The organism is Azospirillum cavernae (assembly GCF_003590795.1).
In the GTDB taxonomy this organism is placed as follows: domain Bacteria; phylum Pseudomonadota; class Alphaproteobacteria; order Azospirillales; family Azospirillaceae; genus Azospirillum; species Azospirillum cavernae.
Genome location: NZ_QYUL01000006.1, coordinates 164,987 through 179,723 on the forward strand (window position 1 = coordinate 164,987; position 14,737 = coordinate 179,723).

General features: G+C 65.0%; 11 protein-coding genes and 2 pseudogenes. 8 read left to right on the forward strand and 5 right to left on the reverse strand.

The window, feature by feature from the left end; genetic code table 11:
* Positions 1–119: 119 nt before the first annotated feature.
* From D3877_RS30355 to D3877_RS28605, 3 genes and pseudogenes are all read left to right on the forward strand, one after another.
* Positions 120–263: pseudogene (locus tag D3877_RS30355) on the forward strand (transposase); the annotation flags it as partial.
* A pseudogene (locus D3877_RS30360) lies at positions 252–338 on the forward strand (transposase); the annotation flags it as partial. The pseudogenes D3877_RS30355 and D3877_RS30360, both read left to right, overlap by 12 nt.
* A gap of 263 nt (positions 339–601) precedes the next feature.
* A complete protein-coding gene (locus D3877_RS28605) occupies positions 602–1,759 on the forward strand; it encodes a glycosyltransferase (protein ID WP_147395317.1) in 1,158 nt (385 codons plus the stop codon).
* 154 nt (positions 1,760–1,913) lie between these two features.
* Here the strand turns inward: D3877_RS28605 and D3877_RS28610 are convergent, their stop codons facing one another.
* Positions 1,914–3,542: a tetratricopeptide repeat protein gene (locus tag D3877_RS28610; RefSeq protein WP_158600045.1), complete on the reverse strand. Its 1,629-nt coding sequence runs from the start codon at positions 3,540–3,542 to the stop codon at positions 1,914–1,916.
* Between the two features lie 81 nt (positions 3,543–3,623).
* Here D3877_RS28610 and D3877_RS28615 point away from each other — a divergent pair, with 81 nt between their 5' ends.
* Entirely contained in the window at positions 3,624–4,661 is a 1,038-nt protein-coding gene (locus tag D3877_RS28615; protein WP_158600046.1) for a glycosyltransferase, read from the forward strand.
* On the forward strand, positions 4,658–5,206 hold the full coding sequence (locus tag D3877_RS28620) for a class I SAM-dependent methyltransferase (RefSeq protein WP_199721031.1): 549 nt from the start codon (positions 4,658–4,660) through the stop codon (positions 5,204–5,206). The genes D3877_RS28615 and D3877_RS28620 overlap by 4 nt, the downstream gene beginning before the upstream one ends.
* 3 nt (positions 5,207–5,209) lie before the next feature.
* On the opposite strand, the gene D3877_RS28625 is transcribed toward D3877_RS28620, so the two are convergent.
* Both D3877_RS28625 and D3877_RS28630 read right to left on the reverse strand, forming a co-directional pair.
* Entirely contained in the window at positions 5,210–5,890 is a 681-nt protein-coding gene (locus tag D3877_RS28625) for a glycosyltransferase (RefSeq protein ID WP_199721032.1), read from the reverse strand.
* 287 nt (positions 5,891–6,177) lie between these two features.
* Positions 6,178–7,050 carry a calcium-binding protein gene (locus D3877_RS28630; RefSeq protein WP_119834206.1) on the reverse strand — a complete coding sequence of 291 codons (873 nt, stop codon included), beginning with the start codon at positions 7,048–7,050 and terminating at the stop codon, positions 6,178–6,180.
* A gap of 259 nt (positions 7,051–7,309) precedes the next feature.
* Here D3877_RS28630 and D3877_RS28635 point away from each other — a divergent pair, with 259 nt between their 5' ends.
* Positions 7,310–8,563, forward strand: coding sequence for a glycosyltransferase family 4 protein (locus tag D3877_RS28635; protein ID WP_158600047.1), 1,254 nt, complete (start codon positions 7,310–7,312; stop codon positions 8,561–8,563).
* Positions 8,564–8,591: 28 nt separating this feature from the next.
* Here D3877_RS28635 and D3877_RS28640 read toward each other — a convergent pair whose 3' ends face one another.
* Positions 8,592–10,658: a glycosyltransferase family 4 protein gene (locus D3877_RS28640; RefSeq protein ID WP_119834208.1), complete on the reverse strand. Its 2,067-nt coding sequence runs from the start codon at positions 10,656–10,658 to the stop codon at positions 8,592–8,594.
* Positions 10,659–10,889: 231 nt separating this feature from the next.
* On the opposite strand from D3877_RS28640, the gene D3877_RS28645 reads away from it, so the two are divergent.
* Positions 10,890–11,873, forward strand: coding sequence for a M23 family metallopeptidase (locus tag D3877_RS28645; RefSeq protein ID WP_238475150.1), 984 nt, complete (start codon positions 10,890–10,892; stop codon positions 11,871–11,873).
* Positions 11,860–13,134 carry a tetratricopeptide repeat protein gene (locus D3877_RS28650; RefSeq protein WP_119834210.1) on the forward strand — a complete coding sequence of 425 codons (1,275 nt, stop codon included), beginning with the start codon at positions 11,860–11,862 and terminating at the stop codon, positions 13,132–13,134. Before D3877_RS28645 ends, D3877_RS28650 begins: the two co-directional genes overlap by 14 nt.
* On the opposite strand, the gene D3877_RS28655 is transcribed toward D3877_RS28650, so the two are convergent.
* The gene (locus tag D3877_RS28655) at positions 13,124–14,692 is read right to left on the reverse strand and encodes a M10 family metallopeptidase (protein ID WP_119834211.1); all 1,569 of its coding nucleotides are present in this window, start codon (positions 14,690–14,692) and stop codon (positions 13,124–13,126) included. The genes D3877_RS28650 and D3877_RS28655 overlap by 11 nt on opposite strands.
* Positions 14,693–14,737 lie beyond the last annotated feature (45 nt).

A 14,737-nucleotide genomic window follows, 5' to 3' on the forward strand; every position in this document is an offset into this window, starting at 1 on the left:
GCGGGCGGCGCTACCGGGCCGAACCTCCTGCTTTGATGCCGCCGGGGAGCGCGATAGCGTCCACGAACGTGGGGGAAATTCGCTGATCGCCCTGGGGGTGGGGCATGCTCCCCCAGGGCGGCGTCTCGACCCGGCGCGTCGACGAACTGGCCCAGGCGATGGGCCTGTCAGGCATCTCGAAGTCGACGGTGTCGAAGTTGTGCCGGGGCATCAACGAACGCGTCGGCGCCGTCCTCAACCGTCCCCTGGAGGGTATCTTCCCTGACGAAGCCTCCATCGTTCGCTTGATCGGGGCGGTGTTGTTGGAACAGAACGACGAATGGCAAACCCAGAGCCGCCGGAACAATGACCACCTCGGCGACGCTCGAATTTCCACCACCTTGACGGACGCTATCTTCGTCGGAAAAGGCCCGAGCGGATTATCCAGATCCCCTTTTCCCGTGGCAGCGTGCTGATGCACGCGAGTGCGTGACTTGTTGCCTAGGTCAGAGCGATTGGATACACCAGGGGCAAATGAGGGGGCCACCAATGTCTTATCATTGACTGTCCCCTGCATAGATTTCTCCATGGTTTCCGGCACAGCTTATTGGGAGTGACATGCATGACCACCAGGGCATTGCTGGTTGAAGGGTGGCGGCATATCCCCCATTCCTATGCCATTGTGAACCAGTTCCAGTGCCTGGAACTCGCGACACGTTCGGATTTGAGGTTGGCCCATCGGGACATTCCACACCCTGATGTCTGGAAACGTCAGACCGGCCTGTTCGACCCCGTGATGGAAGAGGCGATTGACGCCCTACGACCACCGGAGCCGGAGGAGCGCTTCGATGCAGTTCTGCGGATGGGATTTCCCTACGATTACCGACCGTCAGAGGCGCGGCGGACATTGGTGTTTGGAACGGCGGAATGGAGAAAGCTGTCGCGTCTGAACATCGTCGGGCAGGGAGACGTGCGCTTGGCGGCCTCCCGCTCCGATGCGATCATGATTACACCGTCGCAATGGTCGCGGACTGGATGCATTGAGAGCGGGTTTCCAGAATCGCGCGTTTTCTGTGTGCCCCACGGCGTTCATCCATCGCTTCATCATCCCCTGTCGGAAGAAGAGCGCATCCGGCTGCGCCAGCGGTTGGGTTGGGATGGATTTGTGTTTCTCACCATTGGTTCGATGACCCACAACAAAGGGCTGGATCTGACGTTACGCGCCTTCGCCACCCTGTTGGAGAGCCATCCCGATGCCCTGCTGTTCATCAAGGGCCTCGATTCCCTGTACGGTTCGCGTGATAAGCTGTTGGCCAACATCCGGGGGTTGACACACGAGCAGAAGGAGCGCATCCGACCGCGCGTGCGCTATGAAGGCCGCTCACTTTCTTTCCGCACCATGGCGCTTCTGTACCAGGCGGCAGACGCCTACGTGTCCCCTTACAGAGGGGAGGGCTTCAACATGCCCGTGCTGGAAGCCGTGGCGTGTGGTTTGCCGGTGATCTGCACGGCGGGTGGTGCGACCGATGATTTTACCACTTCGGATTTTGCTTTGCGCATCGACAGCCGGATCGAGCCCATCACCCCCTATCCGCAGGTTCCGGATATAAAAGGTTGGGCCTTGCAGCCCGACCCAGATCACCTTTTCAATCTGATGACGCACGCCGTCGAGACGCCTGATTTCTGCCGTCAGGCCCGGCATTTGGGACCAGCTTTCGTGGCGAACGGCTTCACGTGGCGTCACGTGATCGATCAATTGCTGAACATTGCCTTTTCATGATCTGTCTGAAGTAAATTTCCATCATACGTCAAAAGGCTGCATTCACGGCATCCCCCAGTCAAAACCGAACCGCGCCGTTGTGGCGCAGGGAGAAAGCCCCGGCAGCGGCGTCACTCATGGACAACAGAGAGCTGCGCTCCCGGTGCGCCCCCATTTATATGGCTTCTGTGGCGCTGAGATCCTTCCGCACCCGCGCAAAGACCGGCTCCCACTCATCAGCGGTGGCCTGCCGGTAGAGCCGCATCGACGGATACCATGGGCTGTCCTCCCGTTCGGAAAACCAGCACCACAGAAAGCCGGTGCGCCGCGCCAGCAACGTCCACACCGGCACCCCCAACGCGCCCGCGACATGGACCGTGGTGTTGCTGATCGAAATCACCAAATCCAGGGCCGCGACCTGCGCGGCGAAACCATCGAGATCGGTCATCGGGTCAATGGCGTCATCGTGGATGATCGGAATCCCGTGTTCGCGCCGCACGGCTTCCAAATCCGCCGAGTGCTCGCCGTATTGAAGATCGACGAAGGCCAGACCGGGCAGCGTCAGGATGGGCGTCCACAGCGGCAGGGGGGCGCTTTTGAAGTCTCGGTGGTTGGGGTTGGCCGAATGCCAGGAAATCCCCACCAGACGCCGCCCTTCGGCCATCGCCTGGTAGCGCGCGCGCAACGCCGCGACCCGCTGCGGATCGGCCACCAGATATTGGGAGCGGCGGGGAAAGGACGAAAAATTCGGGCGCAGCCAACGGCCCAGATCGCCAAGCGCCGACTGGGCGCCCAGATCGGGCTGGGTGGTCGCCGGATGCGGCGGATCGCCACGCGGCGCCACCGTGACGTTGGGGAAAGAGCGGGCGAACAGCGGAACCAGTCGGGGGGCTGTTTCCAGCACGCAGCCGATCCCGCGCGTCGCCAGATCGGGAATCATGCCCGCCAGCAGAATTTCGTCCCCGACTCCCAGTTCCCCCCAGACCAGCAACCGCTTGTCGGGCAAAGGGCCGCCGTCCCAAGCGGGCAGGGGTGAGGTGTGACGGGCTTTGGCGTTGGCCGTCGTGTTCCACCGAGCGGCGTGGTTCACCCAACCCGCCGCCAACTCCCCGGTCAACAACTGGGACAGACCGAGGTTGCTGCGCGCTTCGGCATAGGTCGGATCGACGCGAAGGGCACGGGCGTAACAGCCCATGGCTTGGTCCAGTTGCCCCTGAAATTGCAACAAGATGCCCAGATTGCCCAAGACCGGCGCCGAGGCCGGGTGCAGCGCCGTTAGGGCGCGGCTGGCCATGATCGCGTCGTCCAGGCCGCCCGCCGTCCGCAAGACGTCGGTCAAGGCGTGAAGGGCGGCCCCGTTTCCCGGCTCCAACCGGATCAGCCGCCGGAATGCGGCGATGGCGTTTCCGGTTTGACCAAGCGCGCGTTCGACCGCGCCAAGATTGTGGAGCAGAGCGGCTTCCGCCGGGGCAAGCGCCAGGGCGCGCCGGATGGCGGCGAGCGATTCTCCATTGCGGTCCAGGCGACGAAGCGCGGCGGCCCGGTTGGCGTGGGCCTGGGCGTAGTCCGGTCGGGCCGTCGCCGCCCGCCCGAACAGGGTTGCCGCCGCCGCCGCCTGTCCATCGCCAAGCGCGATCAGGCCAAGCGTGTGCAGGGCCTCATCCTGTTGGGGAGCATCAAGAAGGATCCGACGGCACGCCGCTGCGGCCCTGTCCCGTTCTCCGGCTTGCAGCAAGCGGCGCGCCGCTGACAGGGCCGCCGCTGCGGAAAAAGGAGTCGGCGTCTGCGGCGTTCCAGGGGACATGACGTTCACGCATGGTTGGAAGGGCCGCCAATATGGCTTAAGGAAGGAGCGTCTGACCATAGAGGCTCGCACGTTGCACGCATGAACCTGCTCTGGATTTTGTCGGGTCTCTTGGAGCACCGCAAAGGCGGCCTCTTTTCTCCGCTCGGCAGCCATCGGCTGCGCGCGATCGCACCGGCTGGCGCGCTGGGACGGCTGGGGCATGGGATCGCCATGACGCAGGGCGAAAGCCTGGCGGACAAGCTTGACGCGTCAGCCCTGCGCACCGCCGACGTTGTGATCGTCGCCAAACAATTCACGGACATCGCCCCCGCTTTGCGGCGCGTGAAGGAAGGCGGGGCGCGGATCGTGGTCGATGTGTGCGACGACGTGTTCAGCCTGGATCATCTGCGCGCCATCTACGCCGAATTGCTGGATCTCGCTGACCTCTGCACCGTCGCCAGCCCCGTGCTGGCCGAACGCGTCAGCGCCCATTACGCCGCCATCGGCCGGAACACGCCGGTCGCCCTTGTCCCCGACTGTGTGGAGGGCGAGGCGCTGCCCCCTCGTTTCCGCCCTGCGCCGGACCAGCCGTTGCGTCTCCTGTGGTTTGGCCAACCCGCCAACCTTGACGCGCTGGACGCGGAACTGCCGGATCTGGGCGACTGGGCGTCCGACGTTCCCCTTGCGCTGTCCATCGTCACCAGCCTGACTCCCCAGATCGCCGAGCGTTTTCCCAGCGGGCGCTGCGGCCTGCCCATCCGGCGCTTGCCCTGGTCGCCGGAAGTGATGGGCATGGCGCTGGACTGGTGTGATCTGGTGATCGTCCCCAGCGCGGCCACTGGGGACAAGCTGGTGAAATCGTCCAACCGGGTGGCGTCGGCGCTGTGGGCTGGACGGCTGCCGGTGGCCTTTCCGCTGCCCAGCTACCAGCCCTTTGCCGACAGCGCCCTGCTGGCCGAACGGATGGTCGCGGGCATCGCTCAAGCCTTGGCCCGACCGGAGGATGTCGAAGCGCGCATTGTTCAGGGGCAGGACCTGATCCGTCGCCACTTCACCTCGGACGCGGTCGCGCAGCGGTGGAACGCCGTGCTGGGCGCCTTTTCCGTATCTGCGCCACACGACCAAGTGAGACTATGATGCAAGCAACGGACACCCCGCCTTTGCGCCTGAATCTGGGGTGCGGCGACAAAATTTTGCCCGGTTACGTCAATGTGGATGTGGCGTCCAGCCGCAACGGGGCGACGCCGGACACGCTGTGCGATCTCCACCACCTGACGCCCTTTGCCGACAACAGCGCCGATGAAATTCTGGCGGTGCATGTGGTCGAGCATTTTTGGCGATGGGAAATCGTTGACGTGCTGCGGGAATGGACGCGCGTTCTGAAGCCCGGCGGCAGCATGATTCTGGAATGCCCGAATCTGGCCGTCGCTTGCGAGGAGTTCCTGAAGGATCCCGACGGTCGCTCTGGAACCGGGGTGGATGCTCAACGCACCATGTGGGTGCTGTACGGCGATCCGGCGTGGCGGGATCCGCTGATGTGCCATCGTTGGGGGTACACGCCGCGCAGCCTTGCCCAGGTGATGCACGAGGCCGGGTTGCGGGCGCTGCGCCGCGAGCCGGCCCGTTTCAAGCTGGGCGACCCGCGCGACATGCGGGTCGTCGGTGAGAAGCCGCTCCCTTGATCCTCAGCGCTGCAAGCAGTGCATCATCCGGTCACGTTCCTGGAACCAGAGATCGGCGTAACCGCAATCGACGTATCGGTCAAAATACGGACCGCCAATGGTGTAGTGCAGGTTCGAAACCTCGTCGCGCGGGGCCGGGGGATCATAATCGACCAGATGATTCCAACGGTGCGGCAAATCGCCGATCAATGAATCATCACCCAGCCAATGGAATTGATGAAGCTCCATGCCGGTCGCCGTGTTGACATAATCAGGCGTCAGCGCGGCGCAGCGGGCGTTGTTGAACAACATCACGCTCGACCAGTTTTTCTTTTCATAGCGCGTTTGCGGCTGCCCGAGGAACTTGCGCTCTTCCTGCGGGACATGCTGGTGTTTGACGACCTGGACGGCGTAGCGGTCGTCAGCCAGATCCCACAGCGCGGCGATGTCGTCGAGCACCAGCATGTCGCAGTCGAGAAAGATCGACCAACCTTGAAACCCGCAGAGATACGGCGTGAGGAAGCGCGAGAACGAGAAGTCCGTCGATTGCAGCGGATGACGCTCCCGCCACATCAGGGATTTCAACTGCGACAGCATCAGGGGGGTGATCGAGACCGGGCGTGAGGCGCGGGCGTTGATGCTGTGCTCAAGCACGCTGAACGCCACCGTTTCGCGCGGGTCGTAACCGATGAAAACGTTGATCATGTGAGAAGCCGCCATAGAAATCCGGCCGACCTTGCGGCGGGCGGGCGGAGCTTAGGGTAAGCCCTGGCGCCGCTCAAGCCCTGGGTTTCGCCATTTCGCCGCAGGGAGTCGGCAAAAAAAAGACCAATGGGCGGCAACCCATTGGTCTTTTATAAAACCGGCTGCCGCGCGCAATTTGCGACGGCAAATCTGGCTAGATGGCTTCGCAGAAGCTAGGGGATTGGCGCAGCGGACACAAGTCGATTTATCGCCAATTTCCGTTTGCATGGCTCCTTTCCCGAAACCGCTCAGGTCGCGGGAAGCGTCCTCATGTCGCGTTCCAGATAGCGGTTGCAGGCGTGATGGATCTCCAGGAAGTTCGCGCAGGACAGGTGTGGTTTGAACAGCTTGAAAGTCTTGAGAATTCCCAGAGTCGCCGCGCTTTCCAACGGTCCAATGAAACCTGTGTCGCGGTCCAGGAAGAAGGGTTGATCCCGCCAGATCCGCATTTGCCGTTCGTCCAGGAAAAAGCAGCCGGAATGAGGGTTGGACGCTCGTTCCAGCGCCAACTGCCGATTCAGGAACGACCCTTGGATGACTCGGCGGTCATCCGGGGCGACGCTGCCTTCTGGCAAATCATCCAACATGGCCCGGTCGATGTAGAGCTTCTGGAAAGCGGATCGGAGTGCGGTTTCGTAGCGATTGGGCAGCAGAACACAGCTTTCGCCATGCGCCGCGTTGAACATTTCCAGCTTGTCAAAAAAATTGGCGTCGTGGATGACAAGATCATCCTCAATGTAACCATAATAATCATACTGGCCCAACCGTTCCGCCAGCACAGCGTGACAGGCGAAGCCGAGCATCATCGGGTCCAGGTCAACCGGCTGATGAGTGAAAAAACCGACGGGCAGATCAAGCTCGTCCAGAAGATGACGCCCGCCGGTGGTGACGACGACGATGTCCACGCTCGTCACCGCGCCAATGTTCGGGCGGCGCACGACTCGTTCGGCGTTTCGGCTGTGCATCATTCCTTGCGAGCCGAAATGGCGTTGGCAGGCGGCGATGGCTTCCCGCAGCGCGGCGGCGCGGGCCGTTCGGTCCCCATGGGTGGAGCCATATTCGACCGACACGCCCGGTTTTGGAGCGCCACAATAATGCGGGATCGTGATGAGGATGCGCATGATGGCGAAAGCGCCGCCTGTGAAAAATTCCGGGAAAGCGGCGCGACCTTCAGGCTTCCCCCGCCCCCGTGTCAAGACGATCCCGTGTTGGAAAGCGGATTGCCACAGGTCTGGGATTTTGCCATGAATGGGCGGCCTTCCCGCCCCGCACGCCCTATCAGGCGGCGCAGCATCCGGTCGGAACGTTTCGCGTCAATCACTACGGCTTCGTCTTGGACATCTTTCGCAAGAGCCCTCCGGCGCCCCATGGCGAGGGCGTATGGCGGTCGCCAATTCCCAGCCGGTCCACCATCCAATGACGCGGATCAAGATTGATCTGGGCAGCGGCCAGAAGGTTGGGATCGTCTGGCAGATCGGCAGCTATTCGGGCTGGGGCGTTCTTGGCTTGCACATCGCGCGTCATATGATGGCGGCGGGTGATCTGGAGCCGATGCCCATCTATCCGCTGTCGTCGGTTGACCGGAACGCGGTCGATCCGGCCTTTCTTGAGCGCTTGACCGCCAACGCCAACGCCATCGCCGCCGCCATGGCCAGCCGCCCCGATCCATCCGTCATGGTGCGCGGCAGTTTTCCGATGCTGCACGGGTTGGGCAACGGGCTGACCCCTGCGCCGCTCGCCGCCACGTTTGCCGGAACCCCCGATCTGGCCATCGCCTTTCTGGAGGACACCAACCTCGGTCCCGAGGTTGTGGCGCGCGGGCAGCGCTACGCCTGCATCGCCGCCGGGGCCTCCTGGACCGCCGAGGTTCTGCGCGGAGCCGGGTTGGAGCGGGTGGTGGTTTGCCCGCAGGGGGTGGACGCCACGGTTTTCCATCCCGGCCCGCCACGCGCCCACGCGCGCGACCGCTTCATCGTTTATTCCGGCGGCAAGTTGGAGTTCCGCAAGGGGCAGGATGTGGTGGTCGCGGCCTTCCGCCGTTTCCACCAACGCCACCCAGACGCGCTTCTCGTGGCGGGGTGGTTCAGCCCCTGGCCAACCTTGGCGCGAAGCATGAGCGACTCCCCTCATCTGGCTGAGGCCCCCGGTTTGGACGAAAAGGGCGCGGTCGATGTGGCCGGTTGGCTGAGCCGCAATGGTTTGCCCGAAGGGTCGTTTCAGGTCGCTCCTGCGGTGTCGAACAGGGCCATGGGCAAGGTTCTGCGGCAGGCCGACGCGGCCCTGTTTCCCAACCGTTGCGAAGGCGGGACCAATCTGGTCGCCATGGAGGCGATCGCCTGCGGAATTCCGACCATCCTGTCGGCCAACACCGGCCATCTGGACCTGATCGCTGATCTTCCCTGTCTGGCTTTGCGCGCGCAGGCTCCGGTTCCGTCCCGACCGGGCGGCATGGGAACCGAGGGTTGGGGCGAATCCTCCATCGACGAGATCGTCGAGGCGCTGGAACATGTTTACGCCAACCGGGACGCCGCGCGCGTCCAAGCCGCCCAGGCCGCCGAACGGATCCGGACGGAATGGAGCTGGGACGTTCAGATCAGTCGGATGCTGAAGGGGTTGGGGCTGCGCGCCGGGTGAGGCGTCGGACGGTTCGCCGCTTTTCCGTCTATGACCGGCGGCGGAATCGGCGATAAGCCCGGGCCGCCAACCGCCAGGGCGCGGCCAGATCCCACCAGACCGAAGCCAAAATTGTTTCTACGGCGCGCTCGGGCGGCAAACTGGCCAGATCGGAAGGGGCGCTTCCCCCAAAGCGCCGCCGCAAGGGGGTGGAAAGCCGCCAGGACCGGGATGCGAGCAAGGCGGAAAGCCGCGCTCGCTGGCGGTCTTCCAGCCCACCGGAGACCGTGGCCTCCAGGGCGCGGGCCAGCCGGTTGCGCTCGTCGAGCAGGCGGCGGCGGGCCGCCTCAGCGGCGTCCCGCGCGGTGGCAAAGCTGTTGCGTTCCGTCACGGCCCGAACCGCCACTGTCTCCAGCCCCAACGCCAACCGGGCAAAATCGGCAACCGCTCCGCCTGCCGCCGCGAAGGGAGCCAACCGTTCGACCGATGAAAGGGTCGTCGTTTGCGGCGTGGTCATGGTGGCGACCGTGGTCGCCATCACCTCGATGCGGTCGCCATCCAGAAGTCGCCCGATCAACGCGGCGGCCCGTCCGGCGGGATCCGCAGGAAGGGCGTTCAGCCGGTCGCGGCGGACCAGCAGCGGCCCGGGGCCGACCACGTCGCGCCACAGACCAAGGGCCGCCGGACCTCCAGCGGCGATCCAGCGGCGGGAACCGTCCGCCGCATCCACCGCGCCGGTGACGATGGCGGCGCCCGTTCGCTGGGCAACCGCCGTCATCCGTTCGACGGCTCCCTCCGCAAGACTCAACTCGTCCCCAGACAGAAGCGCGTAAGTGTCGGAGGCGACGGACAGCGGCGCGCCGCCGTTTTCCAGCACGCGCGCGCGTTGCGCCTCCGCCGCGTGCCAGGCCAGCCAGTCGGCGGCGACCTCCTGTTGGGCGACGCGCAGGCGGGCCGTGACGGCGCCAACGCGCAGAACATGGGCCAACCGATCCGCCAACGCATCGGCGTTCGGCGCGAACAGGACCGCCGCCGCGTCCTCGTCCACGATCAGTTCCGCCGTGCCGCCAACCCGGCTCGCCAAGAAAGGCAGGCCTCGGATCAGGCATTCGGCCACCACGCAGGGAGAGTTTTCAATGCGCGACGGCATGACCGCCAACCGCCCGTCGCCCGCCAGATAGGCCAGGGCCTCCGGCGAGGACAAGCCGTGCTGAAACGCCACCGGCCAGGGCCAGCCCGCCGCCCGGCGGCGGACATAGGTCGCTCCGTCCTCGCCGTCCACCGGGGCCGATCCGCCCAGGAAGGTGATTTGGAGATTCCGGAACTCCCCTTGCGTGGCCAGCCGGTCAAGCGCGTCACAAAACAGGCCGACGCCCTTGCGGGTTTCCAACCGTCCAAAAAAGACCAGTTCCCGCACCAGGCGTGGCGTGTCGGACGCGAACGGGATCGGGTCGGCGGGGGAAGGTTGGACATTTTGCCGGACGTCGGCCCGTGTCGGCAGGGTCCAGCCGGACTCCCGCACCCAGTCGAGCAGGTGGCGGCTCGGGCTGACCACCGCGTCGGCCAGTTCCACCGAACGCCGCTCCAGAAAATCGACGGCGAGTTCGCCGGGGCCTTCCAGCCCACCGCCGTTGACGCTGCGCACCCAGCGGGTTGGGCCGTGCAGGCCAACCGTCAGCGTGGTGTCGGCGAAGGCGATTCCCTGACGCTTGGCGGTGGTGGCGAAAAAGCCCAACCCCGTCCAGTCGGCGAAATGGATGACATCAAAACGCCGTTCAACCAGCCACAGGAAGGCGTCGTGCGACAGACGCAGGAACGGATCCTCCCCTTCAATCGGAAGCGGGCCGGGCGGCAGGCGGCGAATGGTCAGCCCTTCCGCGTTCTCCCGCTCAAACCCCGGGGGGAGGGGCAACAGGCCCGAGCACAGCACGGTGACGGCGCAACCGGCGGCGACCAAAGTCTCGGCCAACCCCGCAAAGGCGGTTCCGATGCCGCCGCTGCCCGGCAGCCCGGCGAACTCATGGGTGACGATGCAGACGGATGCGGAGCGGAGCAAAGCGTCCGGGGCGGAAGGCGTCGCCGCCGTAAGATCGTCCGGCTTCGCTTGGTCTGGCATGTCGTTGCAATCCGATAACGCTGCGGGCAATATTCCCGCGTCCTGTGACGCGGCGCCCTGAGGAGTAGCGCCGAAGCCCTGCCCAGGCCAAGCCCTTCCGCATCAGTCGCCGTCATCGGGCGCCGCGCCGCCAGGAACATCCCGTTCCACCAGGATTGACCGGAGTTCCGCGCGCCCATGTCATCTTCAACCCGCCAGCTTTCGGTTCCGCGACGCGCGTTTGCGCTGGGCGTGGCGCTTGTCCTTCTGGGCTTCTCCTCGGTCCCGGCGGCGGCGGAACCGCCGGTCCTGGAACTGCCGATCGACTGCGCCATGGGCGAACGCTGCTTCGTTCAGAATTACGTCGATCACGATCCCAGTCCCGATCGTCGCGACTACGCCTGTGGCCGCCTGTCCTACAACGGGCATTCCGGCACGGACATCCGACTGCTCGATCACCCCGCCATGCGCCAGGGCGTGGCCGTCCTTGCCGCCGCGCCGGGGATCGTCCGGGCGACCCGCGACGGGATGACGGACGTGGACATGCGCGAGGCCGATCCGGCCACTCTGAAAAATCAAGGCGGGGGCAACACCGTCATCCTCGATCATGGCGACGGTTGGCAGACCATCTACGCCCATCTGCGCCAGGGCAGCGTTGCGGTCAAACAGGGCGACCGGGTGGAGGCTGGGCAGCGGCTTGGTCTGGTTGGCCTGTCCGGTCTGACCATGTTTCCCCATGTCCATTTTGAGGTTCGCCATGGCGCCGCCGTGATCGACCCCTTTGTCGGTGTGAACGGAACTGCCGGGGACGGCGCCCCCTGCAACGGCCCGCGCGCGCCGCTGTGGAGCGCCGAGGCGACGAACAAGCTGACCTATCGGGAAACCGCCGGATTGACCGCAGGCTTTTCCGCCACCCGCCCGGACGCCGAGCAAGCGCGACGCGGCGCCTATCAGGATGCTCTTTTGGGCCGAAATTCGCCGGATCTGATCTTTTGGGCTGATGTGATGGGAGCCATGGCGGGGGATGAGGCATGGTTCCGCATCGTCGGCCCCAACAGCCGCGTTCTGTCGGAGCGGATGAGCGTTCTGCCAAGCTCCAACGTCAGTTGGTTTGGCTTCAGCGGGGTGAAACGTCCCGCCGACGGCTGGGCGCCGGGAAACTACCGCGCGGTCTTCCGACTGCTCCGCCAAGGCAAGCCGGTGGCTGAGATGGAGCGGCGGATTGACCTCCGTTGACACGACGCGCGGCTTTGCGCTGGTGGACGCCCATGTCCGGGCCGGGCGGTTGGCCGCCGCCGAAAAGGTCTGCCGGATCCTGCTGAGCGTCGATCCGGCCCATCCCGCCACATTGCGGCGGCTCGGCGTGCTGCGCCACATGGCCCGCGACTATGCGGCGGCGGTCCGATTGTTCGGCGCGGCGGTCGTGGCTGGCGATTCGTCAGCCCAGGGCGATCTGGGCGTCGCGCTGATGAAGGCGGGGCGCTTGCCGGACGCGCTGGAGCGTTTCAGCGCCGCCCGCGCGCTTGCCCCCCAGGATGCTCGCGTCGGGTACAATCTGGCGATGGCTCTGCTGGCCGCCGGGCGTCTCGACGACGGGTTCCGGTTGTATGAGGAGCGATGGCGGCTGAAGGGGCCGGTTCCTTGGATCGGGCGCTGGGATCGCTTCTGGGACGGGCAACCGCTGAAGGGCGAAACCTTGCTGGTTCATGCGGAGCAAGGGTTTGGCGACGCCATCCAGTTTGCCCGCTATGTTCCCCTGGCTGCGGCGCGCGGCGCGCGGGTGGTTTTGGCGGTTCCGCGCGAGCTGCGCCGTTTGATGGCCGGGTTGCCGGGGTGCGCCCATATCCTGTCGGAAGGGGAACGCATTCCGCCTTACGCCGCTCATGTGCCGCTGATGAGTCTGCCGCGTCTGTTTGGGACCGGCATTGGCGACATTCCCGCCGACACGCCCTATCTGAGGGTTCCCGACGCAGAAACGCACGAAAACAGGAACGGTCTTTTGCGAGTCGGCCTTGCTTGGGCGGGGCGGGGCGAGGACCCGGACGACGTTCACCGCTCTTGCGCCCTGGCGCTTTTGGCCCCCTTGCTCGCCACGCCGGGGGTTGAGTTCCACAGCTTGCAAAAAGGGCCTGCCGAAGAGGAGTTGGACCGTTTGGCGGACGGACGGCGGGTGATTCGGCATGGTTCGGCGTTGAAGGATTTCGCCGACACCGCCGCGCGGATCGCCACATTGGATCTGGTCGTCGGCGTCGATACGGCGGTCGTCCATCTGGCTGGCGCGCTTGGGAAGCCCTGCTGGGTTCTGTTGTCGGCGGATCCGGATTGGCGGTGGATGCGGGAGCGCGCCGACACCCCTTGGTACCCGGCCACGCGCCTGTTCCGTCAACCGTCGTTGGGCGTTTGGCCGCCCGTCATCGCGCAGGTGGCGGACGCGTTGGCGCGCCTTGCCGGGATGGCCCCGCGTCCAGAGCCATCCCCGGAAACGATCAGGTCGTGAGCCAGGAGGGTGAGAATTGACTGGGCGCGACGCCCATCAGGGTGATGGTGTCGCCATTCAGAAAATCAATCACCAGATCACCGGAAGCGGCTGACTTCAGAGCGTAAGTCCGGTCCCCGAAGGCCAGGCGATCCCCGGCGTTGAAATCGAAATCCGCCACGGTGTCGGTTCCATCGCTGACCTGGAAACGGAACAGATCGCCGTCGCCGCCGCCCGTCAGAGTGTCGGCCCCCAACCCGCCGACCAGCGTGTCGGCTCCGGAGTCGCCGAACAGGCGGTCGTCGTCGCGGCCACCATACATCAAATCACCATCGGCCCCGCCGAACAGCGTGTCCGCCCCGGTGTTGCCAAACAACGTGTCCGCTCCGCGATTGCCCGCCAGCACGTCGGCCCCGTTGTCGCCGCTCACCTGATCCGCGCCGTCGCCACCCAGCAGGGAATCATTGTCCACCCCGCCATAGAGACGATCATCGCCCGCGTCGCCGAACAGCGTGTCTTCGCCCTGGTTGCCGAACAGGAGGTCGCCGCTGGCGCCGCCATGAAGCTCGTCCCGCCCCGCCGCGCCAGAGATCGTGTCGGCCCCGTTGTTGCCCTCCAGAACATTGGCCTCCGCGTTGCCAATGATGGAGTCGCTGCCAGTGCCTCCCTTGGCGTTTTCGATCACCGCGCCATAGGCGATCGCGATGTTTTGCCGCGCCGCGCTGCCGCCCGTTCGGATGCCGATGGAGCTGAAACCGCCCGCGTTCAGGTTGATCGTCGCGGCCACCACCTGGTTCGACGCGTCGAAGGTGTCCGTGCCGCCCGCGTCCCAAATGGTCTTCAGCTCTTCCGACGAGGCGCTGAACTGATAGACATCGTCGCCAGTCTTGTAAGAGGTGTTGGCGCCATACAGATACTGGATCGCCGCAATGTCATAGAGCATTGGGCCGGCGGGAGAAATCGTTGCCCCGGACGCTTCGTTGTAGGCCATCACGGTGTATTGGGTGGTGTTGGCGGCGCCCGTGAGTGTGGGAGAGTCATCGAAGGGATGCTTCAGCCCCAGCGCATGGCCGATCTCATGCACCATCACCTCAAATCCGAAATTGCCGGGCAGCGGCGTCTGGTTGGCCGAAACATTCGGATTCAGCCAGACATCGCCGCCAGAACCTTGCTGGCCATAGGGATAATAAGCATGGCCGGAGGTGTCGGACGACAAGGTGGCGCTGAAGGCGACCCGGATGTCGCCCACTTGGGACGCGGTGTCATCGACCTGGACAAAGCTGATGTTCGCGACGGCCGCCCAGGATTGCAGGGCCTGGGCGAAGGCGCTCTGCTGGACGGTGTTCAACGGCGTCAGGTTGTTTCCCCAAGGCTCGCCACTGCCCGACGAGGCGCCGTAGCCACCGCTGGAAACGGACGCTGTGGACCAGGAACTGCCATAGCTGGGAAAACTGTAGGTCAGCGTCAAGCCTGTTCCAGCCGCCCCCCCCCATTTGGAGCCCACCAGCAGGGCGTTGATGTAGGTCTGGGATGTGTCGGCTACGGAAGAGACCTGTCCGCTGCTGGTGGGCGTCGCCATGCACAATTCTCCTGTTCCGAGCCGAAGCGCCCTGCGCGCGATTGC

What these genes read in the sequence shown, in the direction of transcription:
- D3877_RS28605 (WP_147395317.1), top strand. Translation starts at nt 602, where the DNA reads ATGACCACCAGGGCATTGCTGGTTGAAGGGTGGCGGCATATCCCCCAT.
- D3877_RS28610 (WP_158600045.1), bottom strand. Translation starts at nt 3,542, where the DNA reads ATGTCCCCTGGAACGCCGCAGACGCCGACTCCTTTTTCCGCAGCGGCG.
- D3877_RS28615 (WP_158600046.1), top strand. Translation starts at nt 3,624, where the DNA reads ATGAACCTGCTCTGGATTTTGTCGGGTCTCTTGGAGCACCGCAAAGGC.
- D3877_RS28620 (WP_199721031.1), top strand. Translation starts at nt 4,658, where the DNA reads ATGATGCAAGCAACGGACACCCCGCCTTTGCGCCTGAATCTGGGGTGC.
- D3877_RS28625 (WP_199721032.1), bottom strand. Translation starts at nt 5,890, where the DNA reads ATGATCAACGTTTTCATCGGTTACGACCCGCGCGAAACGGTGGCGTTC.
- D3877_RS28630 (WP_119834206.1), bottom strand. Translation starts at nt 7,050, where the DNA reads ATGCGCATCCTCATCACGATCCCGCATTATTGTGGCGCTCCAAAACCG.
- D3877_RS28635 (WP_158600047.1), top strand. Translation starts at nt 7,310, where the DNA reads ATGGCGGTCGCCAATTCCCAGCCGGTCCACCATCCAATGACGCGGATC.
- D3877_RS28640 (WP_119834208.1), bottom strand. Translation starts at nt 10,658, where the DNA reads ATGCCAGACCAAGCGAAGCCGGACGATCTTACGGCGGCGACGCCTTCC.
- D3877_RS28655 (WP_119834211.1), bottom strand. Translation starts at nt 14,692, where the DNA reads ATGGCGACGCCCACCAGCAGCGGACAGGTCTCTTCCGTAGCCGACACA.